The 14,583-nt window shown below is 65.2% G+C and carries 11 protein-coding genes; 5 read left to right on the plus strand and 6 right to left on the minus strand.

What is annotated here, in order from left to right; all coding sequences use genetic code 11:
• Nucleotide 1: 1 nt before the first annotated feature.
• Nucleotides 2–505: a hypothetical protein gene (locus C2I35_RS19520; RefSeq protein ID WP_103764708.1), complete on the minus strand. Its 504-nt coding sequence runs from the start codon at nt 503–505 to the stop codon at nt 2–4.
• A gap of 250 nt (nt 506–755) precedes the next feature.
• Here C2I35_RS19520 and smc point away from each other — a divergent pair, with 250 nt between their 5' ends.
• Complete coding sequence (gene smc, locus C2I35_RS19525) at nt 756–4,211, plus strand: chromosome segregation protein SMC (RefSeq protein WP_103764709.1); 3,456 nt, start codon at nt 756–758, stop codon at nt 4,209–4,211.
• A 322-nt stretch (nt 4,212–4,533) separates the two neighbouring features.
• Here smc and C2I35_RS19530 read toward each other — a convergent pair whose 3' ends face one another.
• Complete coding sequence (locus tag C2I35_RS19530) at nt 4,534–5,649, minus strand: THUMP domain-containing class I SAM-dependent RNA methyltransferase (protein ID WP_103764710.1); 1,116 nt, start codon at nt 5,647–5,649, stop codon at nt 4,534–4,536.
• Nucleotides 5,646–6,815: a lytic murein transglycosylase gene (locus tag C2I35_RS19535; protein ID WP_103764711.1), complete on the minus strand. Its 1,170-nt coding sequence runs from the start codon at nt 6,813–6,815 to the stop codon at nt 5,646–5,648. Before C2I35_RS19535 ends, C2I35_RS19530 begins: the two co-directional genes overlap by 4 nt.
• A gap of 352 nt (nt 6,816–7,167) precedes the next feature.
• Here C2I35_RS19535 and C2I35_RS19540 point away from each other — a divergent pair, with 352 nt between their 5' ends.
• Nucleotides 7,168–7,545, plus strand: coding sequence for a response regulator (locus tag C2I35_RS19540; protein WP_245890563.1), 378 nt, complete (start codon nt 7,168–7,170; stop codon nt 7,543–7,545).
• On the opposite strand, the gene C2I35_RS19545 is transcribed toward C2I35_RS19540, so the two are convergent.
• Entirely contained in the window at nt 7,527–8,771 is a 1,245-nt protein-coding gene (locus C2I35_RS19545; RefSeq protein ID WP_103764712.1) for a bifunctional alpha/beta hydrolase/OsmC family protein, read from the minus strand. The genes C2I35_RS19540 and C2I35_RS19545 overlap by 19 nt on opposite strands.
• Nucleotides 8,772–9,000: 229 nt before the next feature.
• Here C2I35_RS19545 and C2I35_RS19550 point away from each other — a divergent pair, with 229 nt between their 5' ends.
• Nucleotides 9,001–9,549, plus strand: coding sequence for a hypothetical protein (locus C2I35_RS19550; protein ID WP_146050093.1), 549 nt, complete (start codon nt 9,001–9,003; stop codon nt 9,547–9,549).
• Between the two features lie 2 nt (nt 9,550–9,551).
• Nucleotides 9,552–10,640: a FlgO family outer membrane protein gene (locus tag C2I35_RS19555; RefSeq protein ID WP_103764714.1), complete on the plus strand. Its 1,089-nt coding sequence runs from the start codon at nt 9,552–9,554 to the stop codon at nt 10,638–10,640.
• A 6-nt stretch (nt 10,641–10,646) separates the two neighbouring features.
• On the opposite strand, the gene dddP is transcribed toward C2I35_RS19555, so the two are convergent.
• Nucleotides 10,647–11,990 carry a dimethylsulfonioproprionate lyase DddP gene (dddP, locus tag C2I35_RS19560; RefSeq protein ID WP_103764804.1) on the minus strand — a complete coding sequence of 448 codons (1,344 nt, stop codon included), beginning with the start codon at nt 11,988–11,990 and terminating at the stop codon, nt 10,647–10,649.
• Between the two features lie 183 nt (nt 11,991–12,173).
• On the opposite strand from dddP, the gene C2I35_RS19565 reads away from it, so the two are divergent.
• Entirely contained in the window at nt 12,174–13,388 is a 1,215-nt protein-coding gene (locus C2I35_RS19565) for a glycerophosphodiester phosphodiesterase family protein (protein ID WP_103764715.1), read from the plus strand.
• A 75-nt stretch (nt 13,389–13,463) separates the two neighbouring features.
• Here the strand turns inward: C2I35_RS19565 and hemE are convergent, their stop codons facing one another.
• Entirely contained in the window at nt 13,464–14,498 is a 1,035-nt protein-coding gene (hemE, locus tag C2I35_RS19570) for a uroporphyrinogen decarboxylase (RefSeq protein WP_103764716.1), read from the minus strand.
• Nucleotides 14,499–14,583 lie beyond the last annotated feature (85 nt).

The following is a 14,583-nucleotide window of genomic DNA, read 5'->3' on the forward strand; positions in this document are numbered from 1 at the left end:
GCTATTCGATTGTCAGGGTCGTCATGGCCTCGATCGGCGTGCCGTTCGTGGCGAGGTGACCGTGGGTGTTGGCGTTGAGCGTGACCCGGATGTCGTGCGTGCCCTTGGGCAGTGCGTCGAGTTGCACCCACGGGCTGTAGGCGCGGGGCTGCTTGACGCCGTTGATATAGACATGCGCGTGGCCGTGGCCGGGGCGGTGATCGCCGTTCACGCCTTCGGGGTCGAAGGTGAAGTTGGTTGTCATGATATGCAGGTTGCGGCTTTGCGGGCCGTCGGGATGAAGCTCGATGGCCAGCGTCGGGGCGGGATCGCCGGCCTCGACCATCTTGTGGTCGTGCATGGCGTTGTCCTGCCCGTGATCATGGGCGGAGTGGTCATGGGACATGCCCTTGGACGTGGCCATATTGGACATGGCCGGGCGGTCGATCACCGTGGCCGTGACCAGCGCGCCGAGACCGGCCCCGGCGGCGAGGCCGGCCACAAGAAGGGCAATCGGGTTTGACATGACGAAGCGTTCCGTGGCGTGAGCGTGATCTGCGCCGAAGCATATGTTTGGGGCGCGTGCGCCGCAATAACTGCATCGGGAGAATTCAGAATCCGCGCGAGATCACGCAATATATTGTGGATAAGTGCTGGCATCGCGCCATATGCAGGGGTTTTGCGTTGACAGGGCCCAAGGTCGTGCGCTTGCATGTCCTTCCAAGGCCGGAATCACATCCGATAATCAAGCCGGCCCGACCAGAGGGACACGTGCCGTGCAGTTCACCAAGCTGAGATTGACCGGGTTCAAGAGCTTCGTCGACCCGACCGACCTTTTCATCCAGGACGGTCTGACCGGGGTGGTGGGGCCGAACGGCTGTGGCAAGTCGAACCTGCTGGAAGCGTTGCGCTGGGTGATGGGGGAGAACCGGCCCACCTCGATGCGTGGCTCCGGCATGGAGGACGTGATCTTTGCCGGTGCGGCCACCCGGCCCGCGCGCAACTTTGCCGAAGTGAGCATCCATCTGGACAATTCCGACCGGCTGGCCCCCGCCGGTTTCAACGATGCGGATCACCTTGAGATCATCCGGCGGATCACGCGGGACGTCGGCAGCGCCTACAAGGTGAATGGCAAGGACGTGCGGGCGCGGGACGTTCAGATGCTGTTTGCCGATGCCTCGACCGGTGCGCATTCGCCGGCGCTGGTGCGGCAGGGGCAGATTTCGGAATTGATCAACGCCAAGCCCACGGCGCGGCGGCGCATCCTGGAAGAGGCGGCGGGGATTTCCGGCCTCTACCAGCGGCGACACGAGGCGGAGTTGAAGCTGAAGGGGGCCGAGAGCAACCTGGCCCGCGTCGATGACGTGATCGAGCAATTGGCGACGCAGCTGGCGCAGTTGGCGCGGCAGGCCAAGCAGGCGGCGCGGTATCGCCAGATCGGCGAGGAGTTGCGGCAGGCCGAGGGATTGCTGCTGTATCGCCGCTGGAAGGAAGCCGACCTGGCGCGGGCCAATGCGCAGAGCGAGCTGACCGAGCGGACCAGCGACGCGGCGCGGGCCGAGGCGGCGGCGCGCGAGGCGGCAAAGCTGCGGGCGCGGGCGGACGAGGCACTGCCGCCCCTGCGCGAGGAAGAGGCCATCGCGGCGGCGGTGTTGCAGCGGTTGCAAGTGAGCCGCGACACGCTGGCCGAGCAGGAAGCCGCGGCCAAGGACCGGATCGAGACGCTGCAATCCCGGATCGAACAGCTGGCCCGCGACATGGAGCGCGAGGACAGCCTGAACCGCGACGCGGGCGAGACGATCGAACGGCTGGAGTGGGAAGCGCAGGAACTGGCCAAGGCCGCCGAAGGCCACGAGGGCAAGCTGGAATCGGCGAGCGCCGAGGCGGCGGACGCCAGCCAGGTCTTGCAGGCGCGGGAAACCGAACTGTCCGAGCTGACGGAGGATGTTGCGCGGCTGGCCGCGCGGCACCAGTCGGCGCAGCGGCTGGTCGAGGACAGCCGCAAGACCCGCGACCGGGCCGATGCCGAGGCGGCGCGGGCCAAGGACGCGGTGGAGGCGGCGCAATACACGGTGACGCGGGCCAGCGAAGAGTTCGAGGCCGCCGAGACAGCCGAGAAGGACGCGACCGAGGCGGCGCAGGCAGCCGAAACAGCGTTGACCGCGGCCGACGACGCGCGGGCCGATGCGCAGGGGCGCGAGGCGGATGCGCGGGCGGAACGCTCCGAGGCCGAGGGCGAGGTGAGTGCCCTGTCGGCGGAGGTGTCGGCGCTGGCGCGGCTGCTGGAACGGGACACGGCAGAGGGCGGGCAGATCCTTGACGCGGTGCAGGTGGCGCCGGGGTATGAAAAGGCGCTGGGCGCGGCGCTGGCCGATGATTTGCGCGCGCCCGAGGTCGATGCGGACGGGCCGTCGGGCTGGGTTCCGCTGGACGGGTATGCCCAGGCGCAGACTTTGCCTGAAGGTGTCGTTGCTTTGGGCGCTCATGTGAACGTGCCGGGCGTGCTGGCGCGGCGGATGGCGCAGATCGGGCTGGTGGATCCGGATGACGGGCCGCGGTTGCAGGCGCTTCTGAAACCGGGGCAGCGGCTGGTCAGCGTCGAGGGTGACCTGTGGCGCTGGGACGGGTACCGTGCCTGGGCCGAGGATGCGCCGTCTGCCGCCGCGCTGCGACTGGAGCAGTTGAACCGGCTGGAAGAGTTGAAGCAGCAATTGTCGCATGCCACCGCGCGGGCCGAGGGTGCGCAGCGGGCGCACGAGACGCTTAAGGCGCGGCTGGTGGAGTTGACCGAGGCGGACAAGGCCGCGCGCGAGGCGCGGCGTGCTGCCGATGGCAAGGTCGCCGAGGCGAACCGGGCGCTGAGCCGGGCCGAGGCGGAGCGGAGCCTGGCTGGGTCCAAGCTGGAAAGCCTCGGGTTGGCGGTGAAGCGCCACGAGGAAGAGGCGCTGGCCGCCCGCAAGACGTTGGCCGAGGCGGAAAAGGCGATGGGCGATCTGGGTGATCTGGATACCGCGCGCGCCGAGGTGGAAGACGTCAAGATGACGGTCGAGGCGGCGCGGATGACGATGATGTCCAAGCGTTCGGCCCATGATGAGCTGCGTCGCGAGGGCGAAGCGCGGCTGAAGCGCAGCCAGGAAGTGACCAAGGAATTGTCGGGCTGGCGGCACCGGCTGGAAACGGCGAAGACGCGCAGCGCGGAGCTGGCCGAACGCAAGGAGGCGAGTGAGGCGGAACTGGCAGAGGCCGGGGCGAAGCCTGGCGAGTTGGCGGCCAAGCGCGAGGAATTGAGCGCGGACATTTCGAAGGCCGAGGCGCGGCGGGCCGAGGCGGCCGACACGCTGTCGAACGCCGAGGGCGTGGCACGTGAGGCGGTGGCGAACGAGCGTGATGCCGAGCGGCTGGCCGGCGAGGCGCGCGAGGCGCGGGCGCGGTCCGAGGCGCGGGCGGAAGCAGCGCGGGAAACCCAGGCACAGGCGGCGGCGCGGATCGAGGAGGAACTGGAGTGCTCGCCCGAGGACCTGCTGGAGACGTTGCAGGCCGATCCCGAGACAATGCCCGCGTCGGAGGCGATCGAGGCCGACGTGAACCGCCTGAAACGTCAGCGCGATGCGCTGGGGGCGGTGAACCTGCGGGCCGAGGAAGACGCGCGTGAGGTGCAGGAAGAGCATGACACGCTGGTCAATGAGAAGTCCGATCTCGAGGAAGCGATCCGCACCCTGCGCAATGGTATCGCGTCGCTGAACCGCGAGGGGCGCGAGCGGTTGCTGACGGCGTTCGAGCAGGTGAATTCGAACTTCTCGATGCTGTTCAAGCACCTGTTCGGCGGCGGCGAGGCGAACCTCGTGATGGTCGAGAGCGACGACCCGCTGGAGGCTGGGCTGGAGATCATGTGCCAGCCGCCGGGCAAGAAACTTGCGACGCTGAGCCTGCTGTCGGGGGGTGAGCAGACGCTGACCGCGCTGGCGCTGATCTTTGCCGTGTTCCTGGCCAACCCGGCGCCGATCTGCGTGCTGGACGAGGTGGACGCGCCCTTGGACGACGCGAATGTGGGGCGGTTCTGTGATCTGCTGGACGAGATGTGCCGCCGGACCGAGACGCGGTTCCTGATCATCACGCACCACGCGGTGACGATGAGCCGGATGGACCGTCTTTTCGGGGTGACGATGGGCGAGCAGGGTGTCAGCCAGCTGGTGTCGGTGGATCTCAAGAAGGCGGAGCAGATGGTGGCGTGAGCCATCCGTCGTTAAGATTTTACGAACATAGAGCCGATATCTCTGGTCTCGCTGCAACCCTTTGCAGTGAGAGGAGGTGGTTCAACTGAAGGAAAACACCTTCCGCAAATGGATGGTCGTTCTGGCAGCGGGAACGCTGGTCGTGACGATCATTCGACTTTGTATAGGGCTTTGATACCCTGACAAAGAAAGACCCCGCGAAGCAGCAACTTCGCGGGGTCACGTCTTTGGTGGTTCACCTGAAAGACAACTTCCGCATTCTTAATATGATGCGCTTTTCTTACCAAAAAGTAAAGCCGAGCGCGCGACCTTGGTTAACGCCTTACGGCAGCGGTCCGGTCTGCCAGAGCGTGATGCGCAGGCCGCCATGGGCGACGGGCGGGCCGGGGTCGGTGAAGGGCAGGCCGGTGGCGTTGGCAAGGCTGGCGTCGGTGGTCACGAGGCCGACGCGCCAGCCTGCGAGCCGTTCCGCGAGGGTCTTGCCGAGGGCGCCATAGAGGCCGAAGAGCTGTTTGCGCTCGCCGATGCGGGTGCCGTAGGGCGGGTTCACCATGACGAGGCCGGGTGGACCGTCGGGGCGTTGGAGATCACTGAAGGCATGGTGCGAGATCGTGACCCGGTCGCCGAGGCCGGCGGTGTCGGCGTTGGCCCGCGCGCCGGTGACGGCGCCCGCGTCACGGTCGCTGCCGTGGAAGCGGAGCGTGGTTTCGGTGTCAGTTTGGCCGCTTTTCAAGTCCTGCCATGCGCTTGCACCGAAATTGGCGAAACGCTCGAAGGCGAAGTCCCTGTCACGGCCCGGGGCGTGGCCGAGGGCCATTCCCGCGGCCTCCAGCAGGAAGGTGCCGGAACCGCACATCGGGTCCAGCACCGGCTCGGTGCCGGTGTAGCCGCATTGGCGCAGGAAGAGCGCGGCAAGGGTCTCGCGCATGGGGGCCTTGCCGACGAAGGGTTTCTGGCCGCGGCGGTGGAGTGGCTCGCCCGAGGTGTCGAGGCTGAGCAGGCACTGGTTACCCTCTATCCGCAGCTGGACGCGCACGGGGTCGTCGCCTTCGAGCGGCGCGCCGGTGACCTCGTGGATGGCGCGGGCGACGCGTTCGGCGGCGGCGCCTTGGTGGTAGATCTTTGATTTGCGGGTCGTGGCCTCGACCGTGATCGGCACGTCGGGGCGGAGGAGACCCGCCCAGCCGACTTCGCGCGTGCGGGTTTCGAGCTGGTCGAGATGCATCGCCTGAAAGCGGGCGACGCGGGCGAGGACCCGGCCCGCACCGCGCAGGGCGAGGTTGGCGCGCCAGACGTCCGGCCAGTGGCCGCGAAAGCGGACACCGCCGGGGGTGGCCTTGGGCTTGGCGAACCCGGCTGCCTGCGCCTCGTCCTTGAGGGTGAGTTCGAGACCGGGCGGGGCGGTGAGAAAGATCTCGAACGCGCGGCGTGGCATCATAGGGCGTTCAGAAGCGCGGGCGTGGGCCAGGCGTCGGCGGGCATGCCGAGTTCCTGCTGCACGTCCTGCACGGCGGCGCGGGTGCCGGAGCCGAGGATGCCGTCGACCCCGCCCACGTCATAGCCGCGTGCGGCGAGCTTTTCCTGCAAGCGCTTCATCTGATCGCCCGAAAGGCCCGGATCCGGGTTGCCCGCGTCGAAGACAGGCGCGCCTTCCAGACGGTTGGCGAAATAGGCGGCGGTCAGGACGTAGGTGTAGCTTTGGTTCCATTCGAAATAGACGTTGAAATTGGGGTAGGCGAGAAAGGCCGGACCTTTGCGCCCCTCGGGCAGGAGAATGTTCGCGGGCAGGTCGCCGCGGATCTGGCCATGGCGGGGGGTAACCCCCATGGCGGCCCATTCGGAGGCGGGCAGCGTCGTGCGCAGGCCCGTCTTGGACCAGTCGAAGTTGTCGGGCACGTCGATTTCCTGCAACCAAGGCTCGCCCGCGCGCCAGCCGAGATGTTGCAGCATCTTGCCGCCCGACATCAGCGCGTCGGGGGCGGAGGTCTTGAGGTTGACCTCGCCGTCGCCGTCAGCGTCGACGCCGTTGTCGATGATATCCTGCGGCAGCATTTGGACCATGCCGATTTCCCCGGCCCAGGCGCCGGTGGTTCCGATGGGGTCGAAATTGCCCATCTCGTAGAGTTCCAGGGCGGCAAAGACCTGAGGCCGGAAAAGCTCGGGCCGGCGGCAATCATGCGACAGGGTGACCAGCGCGTTGAGCGTGTTGTAATCCCCTTGAAAGCCGCCGTAGTCGGTCTCGAACGCCCAGAAGGCCAGTAGCACGCCGCGCGGCACACCGTACTCGGCCTCGATCCGGTCGAAGACGGCATCGAACTGCTGCGACTTGGCGCGGCCGGTGTTGAGCCGGTTCGCGCTGATCAGGCGACGGGCAAAGTCGGTGAAGGGTTTCTGGAAAACACCCTGGCGACGGTCGGCCTGCAGGACGCTTTGGTCCTGGCGCACCGAGGCGAAAAAGCTGTTCACGCTGTCGGGCGCGTGGCCGCGGGCAATCGCCTCTTGCCGCAGCGCGTCGACGAAACCGGAAAACGAGCCGCCGCAACTTTGACCATAGGCGGTGGTGGCGGTGCAGAGCGACAGGGCGAGGGCGAGGCAGCGGATCATTCAGTACTTCCTTTTCCGGGTGAGAGTGCAGCAGCGGATTGGCCTTGGCCAGTCCGGAAAACCTGTATTCGGGCATTGTGTTATTCAATATCGGAGGGGCAACGCCCCCGGGGCGTCGGGGTTTCATCTGCCGGGTTCGCGCTAGGCGACGTCGAACTGGACGACTTGATGGAGTCTGGTGTACCGTTTCTTGTGCACTGAGTGTCCGGCGGAGCCTGGACTGACGTCACGTAAGGTGTTAAGTCCTTATATCGTTTTCTTTTTCCAGAACTAACTGATCATATTCAGCGTTTATCTAGACATGCAGACCGAGGTGCTGTGCGTGCTGGGTTAAAGTACGGAAGTCGTTTGAGTGAGAAAGAGCCAACTGAACGTTCTGATCGTGGAGAGCGACGCGTCGCTCGGCCAGCTGTGGCAGCGTCACCTGGAACGGCAAGGCTTGCGCGTGCGACTGGAGCATGATCAGGCCGGGGCGATAGAGGCGCTGGACTTGCGGCCCTTCGACCTGATCGTGCTGAACCTGTTGTTGACGCGCAGCAGTTCTTTTTCCATCGCCGACGCGGCCGAGGCGCGTCATCCCGGTATCCCGATCCTGTTCGTCACGAATACCTCGTTTTTTTCGGACGGGTCGGTTTTTGGATATTGCGCCAATGCTCGGGCTTACGTGAATGCCGCGACGCCGCCGGAAGACCTGACGGCGATGGTGGAGCACTACGCCCGCTCGGGCTGAGGCCTGGTGTCCGGGTCGGCCAGCCGGGTTTCGATCTTCGACGCGTTTTCCAGCGTCCGGTGCACGGGGCATTTGTCCGCAATCTCGAGCAGGCGCTGGCGCTGGTCGTCGCTGAGATCCCCCTTGAGGCGGATGGTGCGAATGAAGCTGTCGATCTTGGCCGGGCTGCTGCCATCGGCATCCTGGGCATGGACCTTGTCATGGGTGACGTCGACCGAGACATGATCCAGCGGCCAGCCTTTGCGACGGGCATACATGCGAATGGTCATCGACGTGCAGGCGCCGAGACCCGAGGCGAGAAAGCCGTAGGGGCTCATGCCGCGGTCGGTGCCGCCATAGGCCTCTGGCTCGTCGGCGCGGACATGGTGATGTGGTCCCGCATGTATGTCCTGCAGAAAGCCGTCTGGGTCCACTTCGCAGACACGCACGACGCCTTCGGGCGCGCCGGGGGGCGGCGCGGGGCGCTTGAGGTCGAGATAGCGTTGTGCCCAGGCGGCGATGACCCCGGCGGCGTACTCGGCATCGCCGGGATCGGTGATCAGGTGGTCGGCGCTGTCGAGGGTGACGAAGCTCTTGGGATGCTTCGCGGCCTTGAAGATCTCGGTGGCGTTGTCGATGCCGACGGTCTCGTCAAGCGGGGCGTGCAGCACTAGAAGCGCGCGCTTGAGGCCGGCAATGCGTGGAGCGAGGTTTTCGGCGCGGACATCCTCGACGAATTTCTGGCCGATGCGGATGGGGCGGCCGCCCAGTTCGACTTCGGCGGCGCCGTCGGCCGCGATTTTTTCGAGCGCGCCGTCGAAATTGTGGGTGACGTGGCCGGGATCGAAGGGCGCGGCGATGGTGGCCACGGCGCGGGCGCTGTCGATACTCGACGCGGCCGCCAGAACGGCGGCGCCGCCGAGCGAGTGGCCGATCAGCAGGCTGGGAGGCATGTCGCGGGCCGCCAGCGCGTTGGCGGCCAACACGAGATCCTCGACATTCGAGGTGAAAGACGTGTTCTCGAACTCGCCTTCGGAATGGCCCAACCCAGTGAAATCGAAGCGCAGCACGGCGATCCCGGCCCCCACCAGCCGAGCCGCGATCCGGCGTGCGGCGGGAATGTCCTTGGAGCAGGTGAAGCAATGCGCAAAGAGCGCGGTGGCCATGTGCGGGCCTTCGGGCAGGTCGAGCCGGGCGGCGAGCTCATGCCCGTCATGGCCTTTGAAAGTGAAGCGTTCGCTTGGCATGGGTGGTCCTTTCGGTTGCCTTCAAGATGGCAGTTCGGATCGCATGCGTAAGGAGTGTTTCACGGTCGTCTCGGGATTGTGAGGCGCCTGCGCGGACGGTCAGCATCCCGGGGCGGCCGAGTTTCAGATTTGTCCCGTGACAGCCTTCCCGTCATTCTGCGCGGAATCGTTGATGGGCTGGGAGCGCTGTGCAATGGTGGGCGCATTGTCGTCAAATAATAACAGTCGCATGTCCACAAATTCCTTCATGGCCAAGTCGGTCATCCTTGTGAGTGCCCTTGTGGGTGGGGTCGTCGGCTTGTTTGAACTCAGCGACAGGCTCATGGTCGCGACCGAAGAGGATGGCGAGGTCACCACCCAGTCAATTACGGGTGCTCTGGACAACAGTCAGACGGGCGCCACGGGGGGCGAGAGCGGCGGGGGGCAAGCGGCATCCGTTGAAACACGCGACGCGCCCACGCGCAGCGTTCTGGAGCGCGAGTTGGCCACGCGGATTGAACAGCAGCTACAGAGATACGACTGCGCCGGTGTCGCGGTGGAGCAGGTCACGGCAACGGCGCTTGTGGTGCCTGACGAAGAGACGACCCACGGTTTCGAGGGCCATACGCTGGAAGCTGCGGTGGTTCTGGCCGGGTCCGATGGGCCGGAGCGAATGCGTCTGGTCGGGTCGGGAAAGGGCCCGACGGGAGCAATCGGCGCCACCGACATGGCCCTGCGCGGCTTTGAGGAGCAGGTGACGCAGACCGGAATTTTCAAGGCGAATTGCAAAGGGGAGTGAACATGGGGTTGAGAAAAGCGGTGATTGCCTGCCTTCTGTCGGGTCTGACCGGGATGGCGGGTCTAGCGGGGACTGCGGAGGCGGCCTCGTCCGTGGACGAAAGCCTGGACGAGATCGCGGGCCAGATCGTGGAGCGGACGCGCACGGACGGAACGGCGACCATCGGCATTTCGACCTTCACGCACAGTGACGGCACCTGTTCCGATCTGTCGAATTACGTGAGCGAGTTCGTGGTGGACAGCCTGTTCAATGCGGGCGAGGGCAAGATCGACATCATCGAGCGGTCGCAGCTGAGCGCGATTTTCCGGGAGATGGAGTTGGTGTTCGACGGGACCATCGCACCGGATGCCGCGAAGCGGTTGGGCGAGATCGAGGGGGTTGACGCGCTGGTGACCGGCTCGCTGATACAGTTCGGCGAACAGGTGAAGGTGCAGGCACGCATGATCGGCACACAGGACGGCCGGCTGTTTGCCACCGCGAGGTCGGAGTTTCCCAGCGTGGGCAGTGTGGCCGAGATGATGGCGAAGCGCAGCCGCACGGCCTGCGGGTTCTCCGAGACGGCGGACGGCGCTGAAGCGGCGCCGACAACACAGGTTGTCGTGGTCGAGGGCGGCGGACAGCCGAGCGGGCAGGGTCAGAGCCTTGTGGAACCCTCGCGCAGATACGCGTCGGATGTCTACGACGCCGAGGTATCGACCCTCGTCTATTCGAAATCCTCGGGCGATACGACATTCGCGATGCGCTTCAAGAACACGACGGAGAAAACGATCGCGCTTGCCTATATGCCGAAATCGATATCCGTCGCGGATGGCCGTGGCGGCTTCCTGACACCCTCAAGCAATTGGTCTGGCCTGAGGACGTGCTACAGCGAAAGCGCCCTGCAATACTGCAATTCGAGCGATCCGAAATATGCGACCGTGCTGCCCCCCGGGAAAGCGGCGCAGCTCAACTTTCAGATGCGGGGTGAAAAGGATGTTGAAGACCCGAAATTCACCTTGGCGCTGGAACTCGTGGTGACACCCGATGTCGATGACAAGGAAAGCTACACAGTGCAGTCGCTTGGGTTCTACGACATGCCGCCGGACAGTTGAGCGCGGTCAGGAGAGACCCATCAGAGCGGGGTCGAAGGGGTACTTCGTCAGGTTTTCAAAGCCCGTCTCGGTGATCAACACCTGGTCTTCGAGCTTGATCGAGAAATCGCCGCCAACCTCGCCCACCAGCGCCTCGACGCAGAGGGTCATGCCGGGTTCCAGCGGGTAGTCGAAGGCGCCGGGCACGGCCTGGTCGGGATAGGCGACGAGGGGCCATTCGTCGCAAAGGCCGACGCCGTGCATGAGGCAGCCATATTTCTGCGCCTGGTATCGGTCGTCAAGCACGTGGGTGCCGGCGGTGAGTTCGGGGATCGTGACGCCGGGTTTGAGCATTTCCATGTTGGTCATGATGTGCTCATGCGCGTGCTGCATGGCGTAGATCATGTCGGGGCGCGGTTTGGCGTCACCGATCCACCAGCTGCGCGAGATGTCGACGCAGATGCCGTAGCTGCCAACGAGATCGGTGTCGAACGAGATGATCTCGTTCATCTGGGTGATGCGCGGGCCGCATTCCTGGAACCACGGGTTGGAGCGGGGGCCTGAGGCGAGCAGGCGGGTTTCGATCCATTCGCCGCCGCGGCGGATGTTCTCGGCGTGCAGGACCGACCAGATATCGTCTTCGCTGGTGCTGCCCAAGGGCACGTTGAGGCGCGCGAAGCGCTCCATTTCGGTCACCGCGACCTCGCAGGCGTGGGAGGCGCAGCGCATGGCGAGGATCTCGTCGGGGCCTTTGACGGCGCGGCACTTTTCCGTCAGTTCCTCGCCTTCCATGATCTCGAAGCCCTGAGCCTCGAGCGCGCGGAGGCCGTGGAGCATGATCTTGTCCACCGCGAGGCGTTTGTTCCCCGGGGCGTGCTCGGCCAAGAGCGCGCGCACTTCGTTCGAGAAGGTATCGGCGGCCACGTCCACCTTGTCGCCGCGGTCGAAGTAGAACAGATCGGCGCCGGAGCGTTGTTCGCGCACCAGCGGGTTGAACGTGCTGAGGAACGGTGAGTTCTTGTAGTCCCACATCACCATGTAGCCGTCAGCGCAGACCAGCAGGGCGCGGAACGGGTTGTGTGTGTTCCAGAGCTGCATGTTCGTCGAGTCGGTGGCGTAGCGGATGTTCAGCGGATCGAAGACCAGCAGCCCGGCATAATCACGGTCCTGGACGAAGCGGGTCAGGCGTTCCCAGCGGTAGCGGCGCATGGCTTGCAGATCGGGGAGTTGAAGATCTGCCGCCTCCCACTCGCGGAAGGCCAGTTGGGTCGGGCCGATCTCGATCCGGTCGGCGTCGTTGGGGGTGTTGTCGCCCAGAACGGGCCCTCGGGTGGGGTCGATCTTGCGTGTGTCGCGGAAATGGATGTTCATCGTCGGGCTCTTCGAGTCTGGTTCAAGATTGGGCGCCCGAGCCGCGATTTGCTCGACGGAATGCGACATCGGGAATGTCGGAACTGCGCCGGCGCGTCACAAAGGTTTTGCGAAACCGTCACGATCTTTTTGGAAGAGCAGGGATACTCCCGGGCGATGAAAACACGTCATGGGAGATCGAGAATGATCCGTTTCACATTCGCCGCGTTGCCTATTGCCATTGCCGGGTTGGCGACGCCGCTGGCCGCCGAAGAGGTCGGGTACGGGCCGCGCCCGGGCTACCTGATCGACCGGATGGCCGAAGGACCGTTGAAGGAGAAGCTGGCCGGGTGCACGGGCCAGACGCCGGCGCGGTCGGATTTTTCTATCGGACACCGGGGGGCGCCGCTGCTCTTTCCGGAACATACGGTTGAATCCAACAAGGCGGCGGCGCGGATGGGTGCGGGCATCCTGGAGTGCGACGTGACCTTCACCAAGGATCATGAACTGGTCTGCCGCCACGCGCAGAACGATCTGCACACGACGACCGATATCCTGGCGTCGGACCTGGCGGGGACCTGCGTGACCCCGTTCAGCCCCGCCGATGGCGAGACGGACGCGACGGCGGAATGCCGGGCCTCGGAAGTCACGCTGGCCGAGTTCCGCACGCTGACCGGCAAGATGGATGCGGCGGACACGTCGGCCACGACGGTCGAGGGGTACATGGACGGCACGGCCAGTTGGCGCACCGATCTTTACGCGTTCGCGGGCGGAACGCTGATGACCCATGCCGAGTCGATCGCGCTGTTCCGAGACCTGGGCGCGAAATTCACGCCCGAGCTGAAGAGCCCGGCGGTGGAGATGCCGCATGACGGGTTCAGCCAGCAGGATTATGCGCAGAAGATGATCGACGAGTACAAGGCGGCGGGCGTGCCGGCCTCGGACGTTTGGCCGCAAAGTTTCAACCTGGACGATGTGCTTTACTGGATCGAGAACGAGCCGGAGTTCGGTGCGCAGGCGGTGTACCTGGACGGCCGGTATGACGTGGAGGGGTTCGACTACATGGACCCGGCGACGTTCGAGCCGTCGATGCAGGAACTGGCGGATCAGGGCGTCAATTACATCGCGCCGCCGATGTGGATGCTGGTGACGCTGGAGGGCGACGAGATCGTGCCGTCTCCCTATGCCACGGCGGCCAGCGAGGCCGGGCTGAACATCATCACCTGGACGCTGGAACGCTCTGGCCCGCTGACCGGCGGTGGCGGATGGTATTTCCAATCGGTGGCGGACACGATCGACACCGATGCGGATTATTTCACCATGCTGCAGGCGCTGCATGACAAGGTCGGCGTGGTCGGTGTGTTCAGCGACTGGCCCGCGACGGTGACCTATTACGCGAATTGCATGGGGCTGGACTGAGCCACGCCAGAGCCGCCCGGTGCGTGTGCGTCGGGCGGGTTTTCTTTGAGTATTTTGGAACGATGAAAGGCGCGGTCAGGTGCTGCGGACCGTATCGATCATCAGTTGCACGTTGTCGGGGTCGGCGTCGGGCGTGATGCCGTGCCCGAGGTTGAAGATGTGCGGGCCGCCGCGGAACGCCTCGACCACTTGGCGCGTCTCGCGCACCAGGGCGTCGCCGCCGGTGACCATGTGCGACGAGGCGAGGTTGCCCTGCACGCAGCCGTCCTTTTGCACGTGTTCCGCGGCCCATTCGGGGCTGACCGAATTGTCGATAGCCACGCAATCGGCGCCGGTCTTTTCATGGAAACCGATATAGCCGTCGCCGGCCTCGCGCGGGAACGCGATGACCGGGATGCCGGGGTGCTTTTCCTTGAGCGCGGAGATGATGCGCTTGGTCGGCGCCACGGCGAAATCTTCGAAGTCTTGGCCCTTGAGCGATCCGGCCCAGCTGTCGAAGACCTTGACCACCTCGGCGCCGGCGTCGATCTGGGCCGACAGGTAATGGATCGTGGCCTCTGTGATGCGCTGCATCAGCGCCTCGAACAGGGGGCGGTTTTCGGATTTGAGCGCGTGGGCGGGGCCCTGGTCGGGCGTGCCGCGGCCGGCGATCATGTAGGTGGCGACGGTCCAAGGCGCGCCGGCGAAGCCGATGAGCGTGGTCTCGGGCGGCAGGGCGCCGGAGAGATTGCGGACGGTCTGGTAGATCGGGTTGAGCGTCTCGTGCACCTCGTCCGCTGGGCCGAGCTTGTCGAAATCGGCCTGCTGGGTGACGGTCGACAGGCGTGGGCCCTCGCCGGTGACGAACCACAGATCGGCGCCGAGGGCCTGTGGGACCAAGAGGATATCGGCAAAAAGGATCGCCCCGTCAAAGCCGTAGCGGCGGATCGGTTGCAGCGTGACCTCGGTTGCGAGGTCGGGGTTGTAGCAGAGCGACAGGAAATCCCCAGCCTGTTCGCGCGTCGCGCGATACTCGGGTAGATACCGCCCGGCCTGGCGCATCATCCAGATCGGCGGCGTTGCCTGCGTCTCGCCGGCGAGGGCCTTGAGGATGGTTTTTTGTGACGCCATGTCCGGTCTCCCTTTTGCGAGTTTGGTCCCCTTTGAGCCTTGGAAAGTCAACCAAAACTTGTCAGCCCAGATTTACACGTCTAGA

It is taken from the genome of Roseovarius confluentis (genome assembly GCF_002917925.1).
GTDB lineage: Bacteria > Pseudomonadota > Alphaproteobacteria > Rhodobacterales > Rhodobacteraceae > Roseovarius > Roseovarius confluentis.

Excerpts from the sequence above, each read along its gene's own strand:
- C2I35_RS19530 (WP_103764710.1), bottom strand. The coding sequence starts at position 5,649 with ATGATGCCACGCCGCGCGTTCGAGATCTTTCTCACCGCCCCGCCCGGT.
- C2I35_RS19555 (WP_103764714.1), top strand. The coding sequence starts at position 9,552 with ATGGGGTTGAGAAAAGCGGTGATTGCCTGCCTTCTGTCGGGTCTGACC.
- C2I35_RS19535 (WP_103764711.1), bottom strand. The coding sequence starts at position 6,815 with ATGATCCGCTGCCTCGCCCTCGCCCTGTCGCTCTGCACCGCCACCACC.
- C2I35_RS19520 (WP_103764708.1), bottom strand. The coding sequence starts at position 505 with ATGTCAAACCCGATTGCCCTTCTTGTGGCCGGCCTCGCCGCCGGGGCC.
- dddP (WP_103764804.1), bottom strand. The coding sequence starts at position 11,990 with ATGAACATCCATTTCCGCGACACACGCAAGATCGACCCCACCCGAGGG.
- C2I35_RS19550 (WP_146050093.1), top strand. The coding sequence starts at position 9,001 with ATGTCCACAAATTCCTTCATGGCCAAGTCGGTCATCCTTGTGAGTGCC.
- C2I35_RS19565 (WP_103764715.1), top strand. The coding sequence starts at position 12,174 with ATGATCCGTTTCACATTCGCCGCGTTGCCTATTGCCATTGCCGGGTTG.
- hemE (WP_103764716.1), bottom strand. The coding sequence starts at position 14,498 with ATGGCGTCACAAAAAACCATCCTCAAGGCCCTCGCCGGCGAGACGCAG.
- C2I35_RS19545 (WP_103764712.1), bottom strand. The coding sequence starts at position 8,771 with ATGCCAAGCGAACGCTTCACTTTCAAAGGCCATGACGGGCATGAGCTC.